Source organism: Thermococcus onnurineus NA1, assembly GCF_000018365.1.
In the GTDB taxonomy this organism is placed as follows: Archaea; Methanobacteriota_B; Thermococci; order Thermococcales; family Thermococcaceae; genus Thermococcus; species Thermococcus onnurineus.
On sequence record NC_011529.1, the window covers coordinates 230,074 to 246,349 of the forward strand.

Genomic DNA, 16,276 nt, shown 5'->3' on the forward strand with positions numbered 1-16,276 from the left:
CGCTTTTAATCATTTTTGAACCCAGGTGTTATCAACCCTTGGTTGCGGCAGGTTTTTAATGAATGAGTTTTCATGAATTAGTGGTGGTACCATGAGGATAGTCGTGCCGATAAAGGACAATAGCGGCCTTGAGAGCGAGGTTTGCGAGCACTTCGGAAGGGCCAGATACTTCGTTTTCATCGACGTCGAGGATGGGAAAGTTAAAGGATCGGAGGTTATAGAGGTACCCTTTAAGGAGCATGAACCTGGAGACCTACCCGCCTTTATTAAGGAGCACGGGGGAGAAGTCGTCCTTGCCTACGGCATGGGGAGGAGGGCCATCGCCTACTTCAACACCATGGGAATAGAGGCCATCACAGGCGCAAGCGGAAGGGTGAAAGACCTCGTGGAGGCCTTACTGAAGGGAGCACTGAAGGTGGACCCCGAGTGGAGGAGCAAAGGCGATTTCGGACGGCACGAGTTCTGAACTTTCAGTTGCGGTAAGGTTTATATATGAAATTTTTTTCATATATTTTGGTGGTGATATGAAGCTGAACGTGAAGGACTTCGCCCCAAGCTGGTTCGCGAGCGTCATGGGCACAGGAGCTTTGGTACTGGTGAGCAAAGCTTACTCCTCAAAGCTCACAATCCTTGAAAGTTTCGCTGAGTTCCTCGTTTATCTCAACACCGTCCTCTTCTTCGTTCTGCTGATTCCGTGGGTTCTCAGATGGATCAAATACCGAGAGAACGCTCTGGCGGATCTACACCATCCAGTCCTCGGCAACTTCTACGGAACGATAGCCATAGCGATGCTCGTGCTCTCGGCCGATTACCTCACGGTCTTCGGGAATACAAGTGTGGCGTGGGCCTTCTGGCTCGCCGGGACACCGCTGACGATATTCTTCGCCCTGATGATTCCATACCTTGTTTTCACGAGCGAAGGAGTAGATACCAAGGCCATAACACCCGCCTGGTTCATTCCGCCGGTGGGGCTGATAGTCATTCCGATAAGCGGGGCGAAGCTCATGACACTCGCTTCTGGAACTGCGAGAGAGGTTATGGCCTTCATCAACTACTTCGCCTGGGGCGCTGGGTTCTTCCTGTATTTAGCACTCTTTGCCATCGTGATGTACAGACTCATAACCCACGAGCCGATGCCCTGCGGCATAGCGCCTTCGATATGGATAAACCTCGGTCCGATAGGGGCTGGAACCTCAACCCTCTACGCCCTCGTTAAAGCTTCCGATTTCATAACCGTCAAGGAACCGCTCTTAGCTTTCGGCTTGTTCTTCTGGGGCTTCGGCGTCTGGTGGTTCGTCATGGCAGTCCTGCTGACCATCCACTACATCAGAAAGCTCAACCTGCCATACAGCCTGGCTTGGTGGGCCTTTATATTCCCCTTTGGAGCCTACGTAAGTGCCACATACAACGTTGGGACGACGTTCGGAATAGGTTCAATCGTTAACTTTGGCTTCGCCCTGTACTGGCTGCTCCTAGCGATGTGGCTGGTGACGGGAGTTAAAACTATCGTGCACGTACTTTCCGGCCCCAAAACAAGAGGCAAGGTATGAGTAGTTTCCTCCCAAGTTCAGAAACATGGAGAACCAAAGTGGCGCTCTCACTTTCCCTGTTTCACCCTTTTCGCCGAGGTGCTCAGAGGCTCCACTCCTTCTGGAAGCCGTCAATCCATTGGCGTTCCTTTTCCTCTGGGCATACTACGGTGATGGCGTTCTCCTCGTGAGAGAGGTCTGGGATGAGGTGGGAGGGTCACCTCAAGTTTATGCTCCTCGGGGCTGTTTACGGTACAGGTGAGCCAAGGCCATCCTTGGGATAGTGACCTTTGCATACCTTCTCAAGAAGAGAAAGGAAAATGGCCCAAGCACAGCCCGAAGGCAAGGAAAGCGCTTAACTCTTGCATACCACATCGTCGTCATCACAGCGGTTCACCTCGAGTTGCACTGTGACGTGGGTTACTCCATACTTCTCCAGAATCTTTTCGACATCGTCAATGATACGCTGAGCCTCGCTTAGGGACATGTCGTTCACATCAACGTGGCACTCAAAGTGGGTTTCATTTTCTCCAATGCGCCATGCGTGGAAGTGGTGAGCATTTTTAACGCCGGGAATTGACTCGAGTTCTGCCTTTATTGCATCGAAGTCGAGCTCGGGCGATGCCTCCATGAGAACATCAACGCTTTCTTTCAGTATATCGTAGCCCTCGCGGAGGATGTAGAGGGAAATGAACACAGTGACAAGTGGGTCTATCCAGACGAGGTCGTAGTATCTTATGGCCAGACCGCCGGCCACCACAGCCACCGAAGACAGCGTGTCGCTCACAAGATGAAGGTAAGCGGAGCGAACGTTGATGCTCTCGTGGGCGTGCTCGTGGAGGAGGAGAACGGAGAGAAGGTTAGCCAGAAGTCCAATAACCGCCACCACAAGCATGAGCCCTGTGTCTATTGGATTGGGATTCCTGAAGCGCTTATAGGCCTCCACGAGCAGGAAGAGGGCAACGCCGACGAGGACGGCAGAGTTGACAAAGGCGACGAGTATCTCGGCCCTCTTATAGCCGAAAGTGTACTTTTCGTTCTTTTCACGCTCACCGATTCTTATCGCTATGTAGCTCGCCAGAAGGCTCATAGTGTCGCTGAAGTTGTGGAGCGAGTCGCTCAGGAGAGCTAAACTTCCGGAAAGAATTCCACCTATGACCTCGGCTATCGTAATGACAAAGTTCAGGATTATAGAGAAGACCATACGGGATTTCATGGCCCTGTGGGAGTGTTTGTGTCCCATTTCTCTCCCTGAGAGGGGTCTAATTGGAGACTTAAAAGCCTTTTGAGGTCAGAATTGGGAAGTTTTAATCCCAGATAGGGGAAGACATAAACATAGGGTTAAAAACTTAACCCTTTTTAAGGATAGCACTGAAAAAGTTGGTGGTGATACAATGCACGAATGGGCTCTGGCTGATGGAATAGTTAGAACCGCCCTCGACTACGCTCAAAGAGAAGGTGCAAAAAAGCTTCTGGCAATTCAAGTAGTCCTCGGAGAGCTCCAGGACGTTAACGCCGAGATAGTCGAGTTTGCCATGAAGGAGCTTCTCAAGGGCACCATCGGGGAGGGTGCGGAGATAGAGTTCATCGAGGAGGAGGCAGTTTTCAAGTGTCGCGACTGCGGTCACGAGTGGAAGCTCAAGGAAGTGAAGGGAAGCTTCGATGAGCGCATCAAGGAGGACATCCACTTCATCCCCGAGGTAGTTCACGCCTTCTTGGCATGTCCAAAGTGTGGCAGCAGGGACTTCGAAGTCGTACAGGGTAGGGGAGTCTACATAAGCGGGATAAAAATCGAGAAGGAGGGGGAGGCATGATAGCCATAGACCCTCGCGTCAAGGGCATAGAGGCTCGCCTTGAAAATGTGAAGCGCATCATTCCCGTCGTCAGCGGCAAGGGCGGCGTTGGAAAGTCGCTGGTTTCAACAACGCTCGCCCTTGTTCTGGCGGAGAAGGGCTATAAGGTCGGCCTCCTTGACCTCGACTTCCACGGCGCGAGCGACCACGTAATCCTCGGCTTCGAGCCGGAGGACTTCCCTGAGGAGGACAGAGGCGTCGTCCCGCCGACGGTTCACGGAATAAAGTTCATGAGCATCGTCTATTACTCGGAGGATAAACCAACACCCATGAGGGGCATGGAGATAAGCGATGCGCTCATTGAGCTCCTCACTATAACCCGCTGGGACGAGCTGGACTACCTCGTCATCGACATGCCTCCCGGTCTCGGTGATCAGTTCCTAGATGTCCTTCGCTTCCTTAAGAGGGGTGAGTTCCTGGTTGTGGCAACACCTTCAAAGCTCTCCCTCAACATCGTCAGGAAGCTTCTTACCCTCCTGAAGGAGAGGGACTACAAGATTCTCGGTATCGTCGAGAACATGAAACTTCATTCGGAGCAACGAAACAACGAGAAGGGCATAGAGGCTCTTGCAGAGGAGTTCGACGTGCCCTATCTGGCTGGTATCCCGCTCTACGACGACCTCGAGGAGAAGATAGGAAAGCCCGAGGAGCTCCTCAGGACGGAGTTTGCAGAGAGGATAAGGGAAGTTGCGGGGAAGCTCTGATCCTTCTTTATTTTGGGGTGAAACTATGGAGCTTGAAGAACTCTTTCAGAACGCTAAACGTATCGTTATCTGCGGCATAGGGAACGAACTTAGGGGGGACGACGCCTTTGGTGTCCTTGTGGCGGAGATGCTGGCGGAGCTCGTCAAAAGCCCGAACGTCTTAGTCATCAACTGCGGTGAAGTGCCTGAGAGCTACACCGGAAAGATAGTGGATTTCAAGCCTGATCTGATTATCTTCGTCGATGCCGTTGACTTCGGCGGGGAGCACGGAGAGCTCGTAGTCGCCGATCCAGAGGGAACACTCGGTGAGGCGGTTTCGACACACAGTCTGCCCCTAAAATTCTTAGTCCAGTACCTCAAAACGAAGGTAAACGCAAAGTTCGTCCTCATAGGCTGCCAGCCACGCTCGCTCGGCCTTTTCGAGGAGCCAAGTGGGGTGATAAGAGAGAGGGCTGAGATGCTGGCACAGGCGATTGCAGATTCGCTTAATGGGGGCGAATGAATGGACTGAAACATCCTGTGGCTGATTGCAGGTCTTCTCTCACTCTTAGCCTTCTTTCTGGATCTCGGGACAGAGGAGAGCCGATACGAGACCCTAAAAGATCTGTTTCTTGGCATCAGCTTCCTCGCATGGTACTGGGGAGGGTTCATTGTCGGACTGGTGTTCGTTGCAGCTGCCGGAATAATCTACCTGCCAAGGCAAAGAAGTGGCGGATTAGAAGGAGGTATAGGTAAGCTTCCGTAAATCCTCTTTCCTGTTCACGTTGAAGAAGCTCTTGCGCCACCTCTCTGGGAGCTCCTCTATCGGCAGGTAGCAAGTGTCGACTCTCTCTATGGCTTTCCTTATCATGTAGTCTCCGCTCTTAATCTGTTCCTCAAGGATTTTTCTGAATCTCTCAGAGTAAGCCGCGTGGAGGGGTTCTATGTATCCATTACTCCAGCGCGGAACGCAGACTGCTTTCCCACTTTTCCTGAATTCACGAATTATGTAATCAACGAATTCTGGGACTATCAGGGGCATATCGCCAGCCACCACGAAGGCATCATCGAGGCTCAATGCAGTGTAGATGCCGCCTATGGGGCCGACCATCAGCTCGTCAACGATGACCTCGTAGCCGAACTTTTTTAGACGTTCTGCATTCTCGGGAGAGGCCACAAGGACGATCCCATCTATTTCTTTGGTGGCTTCAAGGGCTTCGACGGCGTAAAGAACAAGCGGCTTCCCGTCTATCCTGAAGAGCAGCTTATTGCCGCCGAAGCGTCTGCCCCTCCCCCCGGCCAAAACTGCTCCTATCATTGCTCCTCCCTTTTCTCCTCATCAACTGGGATGTACTCGATGGTGCTTATGTACTTCACGTACTCTATAGTCTTCTTCGGATTTAGCATCTCTCTTAGCAGGTTCTGGAAGTAGTTGTCCCTGTCGTAGGCAATCTCGTGGGCCTTGGCAACGTCGAGGAAGGACGAGTGGAAGTTCTCCGCCTCTTCCCTCGTGTAGAGCTCAAAGGCTATAAAGTGGCCGTATTCCTCCTCAACGGGTTCCTTGATGTTTTCTATAAAGTCCGCCACCCGGTTGATCTTGACCGGGTCGTAGGGTTCATCGATTATAACCAGCACATCAATCTCATCAAGCCCTCCCTTCAGGTGTGCCCCATAGAAGACCACGGAGAGCAAATTGTCGCCGTAGAATTCCCTTATCCGCTGAAGAAGACTCTGCTTTGCCGCCTCAATGCTCATTCCAACACCTCCAAAAATTGAGAGGTTAGAGGAGTTTTAATCTTGACGCATACTCCAGGGCGGTCTGGATGTAAAGCTTGTAGTCCATCGTCTGGGTCGCGGCAGGTTCGATGTAGTGCTGGAGTATTACCGGCGCGGCAAGACCTATCACAACAACCGCAGCCGCCAGCAGGAGCACCACGAATGCCATGCTCTTAGATTCTCCCACTGCCACTTCTCTGGATGGCTTGCCGAGCCATATCTTGTAGAAGACGCGCATGTAGGCAACGAGTGCAGTTACTGAGCTGACAACGATAACCATCGCCAAGGCTAAGCTCTTCTCCATCAGCGCATCAAAGAGGAGCAGCTTGCTGAAGAACACGTTGAACGGTGGGATTCCAACGAGGCTGAGGGTTGCTATTGCGAGTCCGAGAGTTGCCATTGGCATCTGTCTGCCCAAACCAGCCATATCATTGATGTCCCTTGAACCGATGGCGTGGATGAACATGCCCGCAGCAAGGAAGAGTAATGCTTTAGCAATTGCGTGGTTGATAATGTGGAATAATGCCGCCTGAAGTCCAAGCTGGGTGCCGAGGCCAACGGCCATGAACAGGTAACCCATGTGCATTATCGTGGAGTAAGCAATGAGCTTCTTGACGTCGCGCTGGGCGTTCATCATGAGTGCACCGAAAAGTGCCGAAACCGCACCGAGAGCTATGACTACTGTCCCCAAGGTTCCAACGATTTTTGCTAGACCCGGTGTGAGTTCACCACCGTAAACAGTGTAGAGGAATCTAATCAGAGCGTAAACTCCAACATTTACTACGAGACCACTCAAGACTGCCGAGATTGGACTTGGTGCCGCTGGGTGAGCTTCTGGAAGCCAGAAGTGGTTCGGAACAATTGCTGCCTTTATGAGGAAAGCCCACGTAGCTAAAGCCAAAGCAACACCAGAAGCAATTACAATATTACCAACTGGTGAACCTGTTACTGGAAAACTCAAACCATGAACCTTTGCACTCAAATCAGCAAGATTAACCGTACCAAAAGCCCCGTAGAGAATTCCAAGCGCTAAGAAGTACATTGTAGTACCAATTGCACCTATGAATGCATACTTCAATGCAGCATGAACTGCGTCCTTCCTTCCCCTGTAGAAAGCTACGAGGGCGTATGCTGCGATGCTGGTGACTTCTATCATGACGAAGAGGTTGAAGGCATCACCAGTTAGTAAAACACCTATTAGTCCAGCTTCCAAGCCTAAATAGAGTGTATAGTACCACTCCAGACCCTCCTCGTGCTCTAGGTAGCGATAACTGTAAATCGCAATGAGGAACATCAGCGCGGCGGTGAGGAGAGTTATAAGTGCCCCAGTTCTGTCAACCTCATAAATTATGCCAATTGGAGCAGTCCAGCCGCCAAAAGTATATATCGGCGGCTTTTCAGATGAGTACACTAGTTCGAAAAGCTTGAGCGCACTGATTAAGGTTAAACCCGTGCCGAGCAGTGCATAGGCTTGGATTATCTTCCTGTTGCCCTTAACTATGATCGAAGTCAGGGGGAGTGCAAAGGCAAAGATGACCGGAATCACAGGAGTTAGTCCAACCACGTCCATGCCTCTCACCTCACTCCAGTATTCTCTTTGCAAATCTCTCAAAGTCCGCCGAGATTTCTCCCTTAGCCGTCTCAGGGTCCAGAGTCGTCACGTCAATCCAGTTTACGTAAAAGTACTTGTCGTCCATGTCCACCACGACCGTTCCAGGGGTGTTGGTTATCGAGTTCGCCACGAGGGTCTTAGCGTAGCTCGTCTCGACACCAATAGGTACCTTCACTATTCCGGGGTTGTAGTTGCCGGTGATAATCCTGATTATGACGTCTATGTGGGACTTCGTCTCTGCCACGAGCATATACCAGAGGAAGTAAATGACTCCCCACAGCCACCTCACTGGATTCATGGCCTTGGCATCATTCTGGACAACGTATCTCCCCATCAGCAACCCCACTCCTATTGCCACAACTGCTCCAGTGAACATGTCGTAGGGGCTGCTTGAACCAGAGAAGATTATGTACGTGATGAACGCGAGCAGGGCCGTTGGAATGACCCCCCTCATTCCTCACCACCCCTCTTCGCTATCTCCCTCACGTCAAGCGTGCCGTAGAGGCGGTAGAGCTGTATCGCTAGCACCGCGAGGAGCATGTTCACCGCCATTCCTATGACGACGGCGGTAATCACTAGTGCCTGCGGAAGTGGATCAACGGCAGAGCTCACGAACCCTTCCAACGCTTCCTTTGAGAGCGATGGTAGTATCGGTGGGGCGATTGGATAGGTGAGGTGGTAGCCTATGAGAACGACCATGACGTTGACGGCATCGCCTAGTATCGTGAGAGATATGATTTTCTTCAGCATGTTCGGCCTAGCGATTATGCCATACAGCGATACCGCCAACGTGAGCAGTAAGACGGTCCAGAGGTAAGCCCACAGGAACTCTGAAGTGCTCATTTCTTCACCCCCAGGATTTTCTTGAACTTCTCCTCTGGGATGCTCAGAAGGAGGAACACCGCCGTGAATCCAACGCCAACAGCCAGGAACTCGAAGAAGTTGTAGTAGATTAGGGAACCACCGATAAGCTGACTCTCAATCTCAGCCGGGAATATTGGCTGGTTCTGCATGATGAAGCCACCGCTGAGGAGGGGAACCAGAGCAACCAGGGCTATGCCAAGCAGTCCGATGGAACGAAGGATTAAAGCTCTGGTTTTGTCCAGGCCGTGGCCTTCCAGAGTGTATTTTGAGTATGCCGCTATTATGAGGAGCGGTGCCACAGCCAATGCCGAACCGCCCTGGAAGCCTCCTCCAGGCGTTAAGTGACCGTGCAGGGCTATTGAAGCTGAAACGGCAAGAATCATGACGACGATAACTTTAGTAACGTCCTTCACTATTGGCGTCAGCTCGGTTGGAGTGCTTTCAGCCTTCTTGACTTCTTTCTCCTGCTCCTTGGTGAGCCTGAAGACGGTCAGGCTGCCTATTATTGCGAGGAAGAACACTGCAGTCTCGAAGAGCGTGTCAATGCCACGGTAGTCCCAGAGGATTGAGGTGATAACCTCCGGGCTCTTGGCCGAGTAATCTCCGAAATAGCTGTTTTCAAGGTAAAACTCGCCAAGGGGCCTAACTCCAGTACCCTCACCGAAGACCTGGAGTGAGATAACAGCGTAAGTCATGAGCGCGGCGAAGGTCAGGATTATAACCGCCGTGATGAGGCTTTTGCCCCTCATTCACACCACCTCATACCTCTCGGTCTTGCTGATGGCGAATATCAGCAGGGCGGAGTATATTCCCACGGCTATCGCTATGTAGGTGAGAACTATGTCCGGCGCCATTAGGATGTAGAAGGCTATTGCGTAGGCTATTGCCTGGACGGATGAAAAGCCCACTGCTTTAAGCAGATCCCTCTCCATCACCGCTAGATAGCTGGCTATGAATCCCAGGATGAGGGCAAGGCTGAGGATGAGCAGATGAACTTCAATCACTCTTCCTCACCTCCCCGAGGTGATCCACTTTGGGCTCCCACTCCACGAGCTTGGCCCTGTGAGCGGCATAGGCCAAAGCGTGGCTTCCAGCTGGGGAGGCAAGGAGGACTATTATGCCGGTGATGAAGCTCGCTCCCGCTATGGCATACCTGTGGGGTAGGAAGTCCGCACCAAGGGCAAGCAGGGCAACGCCGAAGAGCGGAACCGCTGCACCGCCGATGATGCCCACGGTCGCGGCGTGCAGCCTAACGTAGAAGTTAGGGAAGCGGAGTAATCCTAATGCTCCGAAGAAATCGCAGAGGGCGCCTATGACTATCAGAAGCGCTCCTATGTAGAATAAAATGCTCATGCTCCCACCTCCTTGCTCACTAGGTGCTTGGCGATGTAGATATCCAGCAGATAGCCCCACAGTGCCAAAATCATCGCCCCGCTCACTAAGTAAACGCTCTTGAAGTAAACCGCAAGGATGGCCATGAACGCTGCCACATCGAAGGAGAGACAGTCAACGGCGAGGATTATATCCGCTATCGTTGGACCCTTGAAGGCTCTGACGGCATAGATGATGAAAGCCAGCAGATAAACAGGTATCACAAACTTCATCAGTAGGAAGAACTGAGACTCAAGGCTCATACCCTCACCCCCTCACTATCTTGAGCTTGGCGTCCGCCCCAAGCTCCTGGGCGACTTTTAAGAGGAGCTTCCTATCGTCCTCGGGCAACCTTTCCACTGGTATCAGTATAAGGTCGCCTATAGACAGGTCTATCTCGTTTCCCTTTGCCCCGAGGCTCTCCTTGATTATCTCGACGCTTTTCTCATTCAGCGTGCCTATTTCCTCTAACACAGCCATGTCGCCGGCGAAATGTGCCATCGCCTTCGAGACGTAAGGTGGATTAACGTACACCAGCTTTAACAAGTGCCAGGTGCCTCTTTTCGTAGGCATCCTTCAACCTCCAGTACTCGTTTTCGAGGAACCTTATCGCGAACTTCACACGGGAATCCTTCTCCCTCAGGAAGTATCCGATGACTAGCTCGTGGAGCCTCTCCCTCGGGTTCTCGCTCTCCTGAGCCTTTTCCACGAGGGCCATGAAGTCCTCGAGAACCTTCTCCCTGTCGAAGTACCCCACGACGCGCCTCAGGGATTCTCTGAGCGTCAGGTAAATCCTCTCCTCGATGGGTCTCTCTGGAAGAACGAACTCAATCTCGTCTGCATAGTAGTACTCGCCCTTCATCTTCTTCTCCTTCAGGCCGAGGAGCTGGGCCAGCCCATATAGTATCTCCTCCGGACTCGGTGGACATCCTGGAATGTACATGTCGGGCTTTTTCCCGTACTCCGCCAAAAGGACCTCTATTCCACCCGTCCTGAGCCTGTCGCTTCCCCTCTCAGGGTTCGGGTTGTAGATTGGGTAACCGTTGTAGAATATACCACCACTGGACGCGCAGGTGCCTATGGCCACAACTATCCTCGGCTTCGGCGGCATCGCCTCGTAGGCTGCTTTGACAGCGTAGTAAGTCTGCCTCGTGAGTGGGCCTGAAACGAGGAGGGCATCGGCATGTCTTGGACTCGGCACGAGCTTTATCCCAAGCCTCTCGGCGTCGTAATAGGGCGTGAGCACGTCGAGTATCTCTATGTCGCAGCCGTTGCAGCTCCCACTGTCAACGTGGAAGACCCAAACGGACTTCAACCCGCTCATCTCCTCTCACCCATCACCTTTGAGCCTCTCGGATAGAGGGAAAGGAGAAGGCTATCCGCATAGGGCCCTTGAACCGCCAAGGTCTTGGCGCTCTCCTCCATCCTGCACTCCCTGCAGAGAAAAGCCCTCTCAGCTATGCCGTGCTGGTCAATGACTTCCTCCGGCAGAATCTGGAACATCTTCCCTATCTGCCTCTCGGTGAACTCCTCGTACCGCCCACAGCGCGGGCATCTGTAGAGCTTGTGGTCAACGACCTCGATGAGGTCCTCCTTGTTCGGCGTCGCTATCTCGAACCTCGTTGTGCCCTGCATCGCACCGGTTGGACAAACCTCGACGCAGCGGTGGCACCTTATGCAGCGCGCGGCGTTGAAGACTATCCTCTTCCTCCCGTTCTCGAAGTCCCACTCTATCGTGAGCGCGTCCGGTGGACAGGCCCTAACACAGGCTCCACAACCAATGCAGAGGTGAGGATCTATGCGAGGTATGCCCCTATATTCCGGCGGCTTTTCGATATCAACAAAAGGATAAGAAGTCGTGACGGGAGCCTTCTTAACGTCCTCCTCTGGTCGCTTCCAGAACTTGAGCCTGTCGGTGAAGGAAATCGCCTGGGCCATCAGGCCACCCCCTTGCCCTTCTGTATTGAGAGCATGTTGAACTGCTGCTCGTTCAGGGTCTGGGCCTTTCCGGTCTCAACGTCCACTATCTGAACCCTCTCCGTACAGGAGTAGCACGGATCTATGCTCGCTATGATGAGCGGGGCATCGGCAACGCTGTAGCCCTTGAGCATCTCCGGAACAGCTGGAAGGTTGTTGTAGGTCGGGGCTCTAACCTTCCAGCGGTAGACCTTGTTCTTCTTGTCAGTCATGACGTAGTGGATGACTTCGCCCCTTGGAGCTTCACTGTAGCCTAGGGCCTCTTCATACTCCGGAAGCTCCCCTATCGGCACGAAGACGTCTCCTCCCGGCATCTGGTCAATGGCCTGCTCTATTATCCAGATGCTCTCGAGCACCTCGTCCATCCTGATGAGGAACCTTGCCAAGACGTCGCCCTCCTTGTAGACTGGAACCTTGAAGTCCAAATCCTTGTATGCTGCGAACGGCTGATCCCTTCTAATGTCAATGTTCCTCCCACTGGCCCTTCCGTTCGGACCAAGGACTGAGTAAGCCTTGGCCACCTTGTACGGCAGAATTCCAACCCCCTCGGCCCTCTTGACGAAGGTTGCCGTACCGGTCGCTATTTCGATGAACTCTTCGACCTGCCTCCTGAGCTCCTTGATCTTCTCCATTATCATCTCCTTGCGGTAGTCGAGGAAGTCCCTCCTAACTCCTCCGACGATGTTGATTCCGTAGGTCTTCCTGTTTCCTGTGAGCCTCTCTGCGAGCCACATAACAGGCTCTCTGACGCGCCAAGCGTGCATGAATCCCGTGTCAAAGCCCGTCAGGTGAGCCGCAACACCGGCCCAGAGCATGTGGGAGTGAATCCTTTCTATCTCCAGCATTATCGTCCTTATGTACATGGCCCTCTCGGGGATTTCAACGCCGGCTATGTTTTCAACCGCCTGGGCGTAGCTCGTCGAGTGCTGGAAGCCACAGATTCCACATATTCTCTCGGCTATGAAGAGCACCTGATTGTAGGTCAGTCTTCCCTCTCCTATCTTCTCGATTCCCCTGTGGGAGTAGAAGCCGCGGTAGTCAACGTCAACCACCGTTTCCCCCTTGACGAATATCCTGAAGTGGGCCGGCTCGTCGAGCGCCAGGTGGTACGGACCAATCGGAACCGTCATTGTGTCGGGCGGCCCGGGCTTGTAGTAGCACTTTGGCGTATCCATCGGCGAGGCCTTGTAGTCATGGTCCTTCCTGAGCGGGTAAACACCCTCCGGCCAGTCCTCCGGCAGGACGAGCCTCCTCAGGTCGGGATGGCCTTTGGGGTTGAAGCCAAGCAGATCATAGACTTCCCTCTCCGCCCAGAGGGCTGCTGGAAGCTTCGCGGCTATGGAGGGGAACTCCGGGTTGTCCTCGTCGAGGTAGGCCTTCAGAATAACCCAGTAGTTCCTCTCCCCGTTTCCAGGCTCAACGGCAACGTTTATTACCGGAGCGTAGGTGAACTTTCCGGCGATGTTCCTCTCATCGGTTCCTGTTCCCATCGAGAAGTGGGTTTCTTTTAGCTCGGAATGGTTGTGCCAGTGGAGGACCATCTCCGGAAGTGCCTCCCTATCAACGATGAACAGGTACTGGTTCCTCGTCAGCTTCTTGCACTCGAAGATCGCTCCCCTAAACTTCTCCACGAATTCCTTTAGATGACCATCCTCAAGGACGTCCTCAACTTCAGCCGATCTGCATCCACCCGCACACACGCTGCACTCCATAATTCACCACCCCACCAGCGCTATTATCAGGACAGCAAGGGACATCAGGAAGACCTTCTTGTTAAGGGAAACCGCCTGGTCGATCCTCAGGCGGGCGTTTGCAGCCTCAACGGCCACGGCAAGCGAATAAAGCAGAAACGTAACGACCAGCTGGGCGACGAGCAGTGCCATTGAGCTTGTTATACCGAGAGACCTCATGGCGGGAATCACAATCATAGACGCCAGCAGCCAGAGCAGGACAACCCTCTTGACGAGCAGGGCGTACTTGAAGACTCCGAGGAGCCTTCCGCTGTACTCGGTGAGCGGGCCCCCGATTACTTCGGTTTCTGCCTCAGCTATGTCAAATGGAACGAATCCGCCCTCAACGTAGACCGCGTAAGCCAGCAAGATGTAAGCTAGGGCAACGGAAAGCGAGAGGTTAGCACTGAAAGGCATCTCAGCGACGTTGAGCGTTCCAAGCTTGAATGCCAGGACACCGAAGACGACGGCCAGCACTGGCTCAATCGAGAGTATCAGCATGACCTCTCTGTGTCCACCTATGTGAGAGAACGCGTTCTGGACGGAGAAAGCAGCAAGTATCATCACTACGCTGACCATCGCCATGACGTAGAAGAACACTATGAGGCTCTTTCCAAAAGCCAACACCGGCTCGCTTCCGAAGGGAAGCATTAGGCCGCCGGCAATGGCAGATGCCAGGGCTATGTACGGGGCCAGCCTGAAGATTGGGCCCTCAGTTGGAAGCACTGACGGCAGCTTGAGAAGCTTTTCGAGGTCGTAGAACGTCTGCATTATAGGCGGTCCTCTCCTGTACTGAATCCTCGCCTTTATCCTTCTCCCTATTCCGTCAAGGAACGGTGGAAGGAGGAAGAGGACGATCGGAGCAGCGATAATGCTTACGTAGTCCATCACCATCACCTCACAACACAAGGAGTGCGAGTATTATCACCGTGGTCAGCATTGAAGCCAGGAAGAGCTCGTCCATGGACACCGAGATGCCCGCTGCCAGCACGGCGATGTTTTTGAGTAGATCCATCATCGGCGCGAAGAATGCCTCGTCCAGGTACCTGACGGTGCGGTGGCGAAGCTCGTCAAGGGTGAAGGAGCGCTTCTTCTCCCTGCCGGTGTAGACGAGGCCCCTGGCGAGAACGAGGTAGACGGACATCAGAGCAGAGAGAAGGACCCTTCCGACCTTGCCAGCGGCGCTTCCAAGCTTGTAGAGGCCCTCCATCTCGGTAAAGTACTGCCTGTAATAGTCCCTGGCCTTCGCTCCATACCTCTCCTCCGGCAGGAAAAGCGCTCCAGTGTTCCAGGGTTTGACATTGGTCGTCTTTGGCCTGAAGACGAAGTATGAAGCAACCGCAATGAATGAAACCGCAAGGAGCAGGGCTATTGGCGAGAAGTACTCAAAGTCAGTGGATATCGAGCCCATTGTAACGGTGACGTCGCCGCCATTCAATGAAATCGTTAATATCGGGTAAGCAATAGCCGGAAGTATTCCAACGGCAAGTGAAGTTAAGGCAATAATTCCCTCACCGAGGAGCATACCCGACGGGACTTCCCTGGCGTTCTCAGTTCTCTCGTTCGGTTCGCCCCCAAAGGCAGAGGTGTAGAGCTTGAGCGAATATGCCAAGGTTACGGCGCTCATAAACACCGCCATTACGGAGCCAAAGACGAAGAGGCCGATTCCAGAGTAGTAGCCGGCCTGGTAAATCATCCACTTGGAGAGGAAACCGCTGAAGAGGGGCACTCCAGCGAGGGAGAGCGCACCTATGACGGTGAAGAGCGACGAGTACGGCATTGCCCTCCTCAAACCACCAAGCTCGTTGAGGTCAGCGGTTCCGGCGGAGTACTCGAAGTTGCCCGAGATGAGAAAGAGCAGCCCCTTGAAGAGTGTGTGATTGAAGGAGTGGAAGACTCCGGCGAGGAAGGCCAGGTAAGCCAGGCTCTCCATGCCCATCGTCAGGAAGATCATGCCCATGCCCACCGCGAACCAGATGTAGCCCATTTGTCCAACGCTTGAGTAAGCGAGGAGCCTCTTTGCGTGAGTCTCTCTGAGGGCGTAGAGGGTTCCGAAGGTCATGGTAAGTATGCCGACGATAACGAGAACGTAACCAATGCCTTCACTGCATGGCAGGGCGTTGCAGAGGAGCCTTATCAGACCGTAAACCGCCATCTTCTCCATGACGCCGGCCATCAGCGAGGCTATATTGCTGGGAGCGGCTTCGTATGCATCGGGCACCCAGAACTGGAAGGGCACGCTTCCAGATTTTGCAAGGAACGTCACGAGGAACATCGCGTAGAGCAGCTTGAGCTGGACTGGAGAAAGGGAAGATGCAACCTCCCTAAGCGTGGCGTAATCAACGCTGAAGCTTCCAGTGGCGGAGTAGATTATGCCGAGGGCCACGAAGAGGGGCACCGTGTTGGCGAGCTGCATCGTGAGGAGGTATTTAATTCCAGCGTCCTGCTCCCTCCAGCTCACGAAGATGAAGGAAGTTAGGGTCATCAGCTCCCAGAAGAAGACGAACCAGAGCAGGTTTGACGTCAGAGCCACGAATACAATCGACAGCACGAACGTGCCGTAGAGGATGGTGTACGCCAGTGGTCTTCCGGTATCTCTGTGGACTTCCATATATGAAATGGAATACACTGAAACCACAAGGCTGAGCAGGGCTATGATGAACAGGAACGGGAGGGAGAGGCTGTCTATGATTAGGGGAATGCCCAAAAAGCTCTCCTGAACGGGAAGCCCCCTGGACAGGGCGTGGGCAGCTATGCCCAGAAGGGATAGGGATGCTATGGCTGAGAGGACGCTTGAAATCTTAATGCTCCGCTTAAAGTCTCCAATCAGGCCGGAAATCGCTGAGAGTGAGTAGAGCGCGATTGGAATTTCCATCATCCC

At 53.2% G+C, this 16,276-nt stretch carries 21 protein-coding genes; 5 read left to right on the forward strand and 16 right to left on the reverse strand.

Annotated elements, in window-relative coordinates; all coding sequences use genetic code 11:
• The first annotated feature begins 91 nt into the window (after positions 1 to 91).
• Positions 92 to 466: a NifB/NifX family molybdenum-iron cluster-binding protein gene (locus tag TON_RS01360; RefSeq protein ID WP_012571216.1), complete on the forward strand. Its 375-nt coding sequence runs from the start codon at positions 92 to 94 to the stop codon at positions 464 to 466.
• Between the two features lie 58 nt (positions 467 to 524).
• Positions 525 to 1,550, forward strand: a complete 1,026-nt coding sequence (gene tdt / locus TON_RS01365; RefSeq protein WP_012571217.1) for a TDT family transporter — start codon at positions 525 to 527, stop codon at positions 1,548 to 1,550.
• Positions 1,551 to 1,884: 334 nt separating this feature from the next.
• Here the strand turns inward: tdt and TON_RS01370 are convergent, their stop codons facing one another.
• On the reverse strand, positions 1,885 to 2,772 hold the full coding sequence (locus TON_RS01370) for a cation diffusion facilitator family transporter (protein WP_012571218.1): 888 nt from the start codon (positions 2,770 to 2,772) through the stop codon (positions 1,885 to 1,887).
• Positions 2,773 to 2,923: 151 nt separating this feature from the next.
• Between TON_RS01370 and hypA the strand changes: the two genes are divergently transcribed.
• The 3 genes from hypA to TON_RS01385 are packed head-to-tail and all read left to right on the forward strand — an operon-like array spanning position 2,924 to position 4,588.
• Positions 2,924 to 3,343 (forward strand): hydrogenase nickel incorporation protein HypA, encoded by a 420-nt coding sequence (hypA, locus tag TON_RS01375; protein ID WP_012571219.1) that lies wholly within the window; start codon positions 2,924 to 2,926, stop codon positions 3,341 to 3,343.
• The gene (locus TON_RS01380) at positions 3,340 to 4,086 is read left to right on the forward strand and encodes an Mrp/NBP35 family ATP-binding protein (RefSeq protein ID WP_012571220.1); all 747 of its coding nucleotides are present in this window, start codon (positions 3,340 to 3,342) and stop codon (positions 4,084 to 4,086) included. The genes hypA and TON_RS01380 overlap by 4 nt, the downstream gene beginning before the upstream one ends.
• 25 nt (positions 4,087 to 4,111) lie before the next feature.
• Positions 4,112 to 4,588, forward strand: a complete 477-nt coding sequence (locus TON_RS01385; RefSeq protein WP_012571221.1) for a hydrogenase 3 maturation endopeptidase HyCI — start codon at positions 4,112 to 4,114, stop codon at positions 4,586 to 4,588.
• 213 nt (positions 4,589 to 4,801) lie between these two features.
• Here TON_RS01385 and mobA read toward each other — a convergent pair whose 3' ends face one another.
• The 15 genes from mobA to TON_RS01460 are packed head-to-tail and all read right to left on the reverse strand — an operon-like array spanning position 4,802 to position 16,273.
• Positions 4,802 to 5,383, reverse strand: coding sequence for a molybdenum cofactor guanylyltransferase MobA (mobA, locus tag TON_RS01390; protein ID WP_012571222.1), 582 nt, complete (start codon positions 5,381 to 5,383; stop codon positions 4,802 to 4,804).
• On the reverse strand, positions 5,380 to 5,820 hold the full coding sequence (locus tag TON_RS01395) for a nucleotidyltransferase (protein ID WP_012571223.1): 441 nt from the start codon (positions 5,818 to 5,820) through the stop codon (positions 5,380 to 5,382). The genes mobA and TON_RS01395 overlap by 4 nt, the downstream gene beginning before the upstream one ends.
• A 25-nt stretch (positions 5,821 to 5,845) precedes the next feature.
• A complete protein-coding gene (locus tag TON_RS01400) occupies positions 5,846 to 7,411 on the reverse strand; it encodes a proton-conducting transporter transmembrane domain-containing protein (protein ID WP_012571224.1) in 1,566 nt (521 codons plus the stop codon).
• Positions 7,412 to 7,421: 10 nt separating this feature from the next.
• Entirely contained in the window at positions 7,422 to 7,907 is a 486-nt protein-coding gene (locus tag TON_RS01405; protein ID WP_012571225.1) for a Na+/H+ antiporter subunit E, read from the reverse strand.
• A complete protein-coding gene (locus TON_RS01410) occupies positions 7,904 to 8,296 on the reverse strand; it encodes a Na+/H+ antiporter subunit C (protein ID WP_012571226.1) in 393 nt (130 codons plus the stop codon). Before TON_RS01410 ends, TON_RS01405 begins: the two co-directional genes overlap by 4 nt.
• A complete protein-coding gene (locus tag TON_RS01415; RefSeq protein WP_012571227.1) occupies positions 8,293 to 9,066 on the reverse strand; it encodes an MnhB domain-containing protein in 774 nt (257 codons plus the stop codon). Before TON_RS01415 ends, TON_RS01410 begins: the two co-directional genes overlap by 4 nt.
• Complete coding sequence (locus TON_RS01420) at positions 9,067 to 9,321, reverse strand: hydrogenase subunit MbhD domain-containing protein (protein ID WP_012571228.1); 255 nt, start codon at positions 9,319 to 9,321, stop codon at positions 9,067 to 9,069.
• Entirely contained in the window at positions 9,314 to 9,670 is a 357-nt protein-coding gene (gene mnhG / locus TON_RS01425; protein WP_012571229.1) for a monovalent cation/H(+) antiporter subunit G, read from the reverse strand. The genes TON_RS01420 and mnhG overlap by 8 nt, the downstream gene beginning before the upstream one ends.
• Positions 9,667 to 9,951 (reverse strand): monovalent cation/H+ antiporter complex subunit F, encoded by a 285-nt coding sequence (locus tag TON_RS01430; protein ID WP_012571230.1) that lies wholly within the window; start codon positions 9,949 to 9,951, stop codon positions 9,667 to 9,669. Before TON_RS01430 ends, mnhG begins: the two co-directional genes overlap by 4 nt.
• 4 nt (positions 9,952 to 9,955) lie before the next feature.
• Positions 9,956 to 10,222 (reverse strand): hypothetical protein, encoded by a 267-nt coding sequence (locus TON_RS01435; RefSeq protein ID WP_187146214.1) that lies wholly within the window; start codon positions 10,220 to 10,222, stop codon positions 9,956 to 9,958.
• Positions 10,212 to 11,012, reverse strand: coding sequence for an NADH-quinone oxidoreductase subunit B family protein (locus TON_RS01440; RefSeq protein WP_012571232.1), 801 nt, complete (start codon positions 11,010 to 11,012; stop codon positions 10,212 to 10,214). Before TON_RS01440 ends, TON_RS01435 begins: the two co-directional genes overlap by 11 nt.
• The gene (locus TON_RS01445) at positions 11,009 to 11,626 is read right to left on the reverse strand and encodes an NADH-quinone oxidoreductase subunit I (protein WP_012571233.1); all 618 of its coding nucleotides are present in this window, start codon (positions 11,624 to 11,626) and stop codon (positions 11,009 to 11,011) included. The genes TON_RS01440 and TON_RS01445 overlap by 4 nt, the downstream gene beginning before the upstream one ends.
• On the reverse strand, positions 11,626 to 13,377 hold the full coding sequence (locus TON_RS01450) for an NADH-quinone oxidoreductase subunit D-related protein (protein WP_012571234.1): 1,752 nt from the start codon (positions 13,375 to 13,377) through the stop codon (positions 11,626 to 11,628). Before TON_RS01450 ends, TON_RS01445 begins: the two co-directional genes overlap by 1 nt.
• A 3-nt stretch (positions 13,378 to 13,380) precedes the next feature.
• Complete coding sequence (locus TON_RS01455) at positions 13,381 to 14,283, reverse strand: respiratory chain complex I subunit 1 family protein (RefSeq protein ID WP_012571235.1); 903 nt, start codon at positions 14,281 to 14,283, stop codon at positions 13,381 to 13,383.
• Positions 14,284 to 14,293: 10 nt separating this feature from the next.
• A complete protein-coding gene (locus TON_RS01460) occupies positions 14,294 to 16,273 on the reverse strand; it encodes a complex I subunit 5 family protein (RefSeq protein WP_012571236.1) in 1,980 nt (659 codons plus the stop codon).
• Positions 16,274 to 16,276 lie beyond the last annotated feature (3 nt).

Coding starts and splice junctions, on each gene's coding strand:
- TON_RS01380 (WP_012571220.1), top strand. CDS start 3,340: ATGATAGCCATAGACCCTCGCGTCAAGGGCATAGAGGCTCGCCTTGAA.
- TON_RS01455 (WP_012571235.1), bottom strand. CDS start 14,283: ATGGACTACGTAAGCATTATCGCTGCTCCGATCGTCCTCTTCCTCCTT.
- TON_RS01405 (WP_012571225.1), bottom strand. CDS start 7,907: ATGAGGGGGGTCATTCCAACGGCCCTGCTCGCGTTCATCACGTACATA.
- mobA (WP_012571222.1), bottom strand. CDS start 5,383: ATGATAGGAGCAGTTTTGGCCGGGGGGAGGGGCAGACGCTTCGGCGGC.
- TON_RS01440 (WP_012571232.1), bottom strand. CDS start 11,012: ATGAGCGGGTTGAAGTCCGTTTGGGTCTTCCACGTTGACAGTGGGAGC.
- tdt (WP_012571217.1), top strand. CDS start 525: ATGAAGCTGAACGTGAAGGACTTCGCCCCAAGCTGGTTCGCGAGCGTC.
- TON_RS01385 (WP_012571221.1), top strand. CDS start 4,112: ATGGAGCTTGAAGAACTCTTTCAGAACGCTAAACGTATCGTTATCTGC.
- TON_RS01460 (WP_012571236.1), bottom strand. CDS start 16,273: ATGATGGAAATTCCAATCGCGCTCTACTCACTCTCAGCGATTTCCGGC.
- TON_RS01445 (WP_012571233.1), bottom strand. CDS start 11,626: ATGGCCCAGGCGATTTCCTTCACCGACAGGCTCAAGTTCTGGAAGCGA.
- TON_RS01395 (WP_012571223.1), bottom strand. CDS start 5,820: ATGAGCATTGAGGCGGCAAAGCAGAGTCTTCTTCAGCGGATAAGGGAA.
- mnhG (WP_012571229.1), bottom strand. CDS start 9,670: ATGAGCATTTTATTCTACATAGGAGCGCTTCTGATAGTCATAGGCGCC.
- TON_RS01400 (WP_012571224.1), bottom strand. CDS start 7,411: ATGGACGTGGTTGGACTAACTCCTGTGATTCCGGTCATCTTTGCCTTT.
- TON_RS01370 (WP_012571218.1), bottom strand. CDS start 2,772: ATGGGACACAAACACTCCCACAGGGCCATGAAATCCCGTATGGTCTTC.
- TON_RS01360 (WP_012571216.1), top strand. CDS start 92: ATGAGGATAGTCGTGCCGATAAAGGACAATAGCGGCCTTGAGAGCGAG.
- TON_RS01410 (WP_012571226.1), bottom strand. CDS start 8,296: ATGAGCACTTCAGAGTTCCTGTGGGCTTACCTCTGGACCGTCTTACTG.
- TON_RS01415 (WP_012571227.1), bottom strand. CDS start 9,066: ATGAGGGGCAAAAGCCTCATCACGGCGGTTATAATCCTGACCTTCGCC.
- TON_RS01430 (WP_012571230.1), bottom strand. CDS start 9,951: ATGAGCCTTGAGTCTCAGTTCTTCCTACTGATGAAGTTTGTGATACCT.
- TON_RS01450 (WP_012571234.1), bottom strand. CDS start 13,377: ATGGAGTGCAGCGTGTGTGCGGGTGGATGCAGATCGGCTGAAGTTGAG.
- hypA (WP_012571219.1), top strand. CDS start 2,924: ATGCACGAATGGGCTCTGGCTGATGGAATAGTTAGAACCGCCCTCGAC.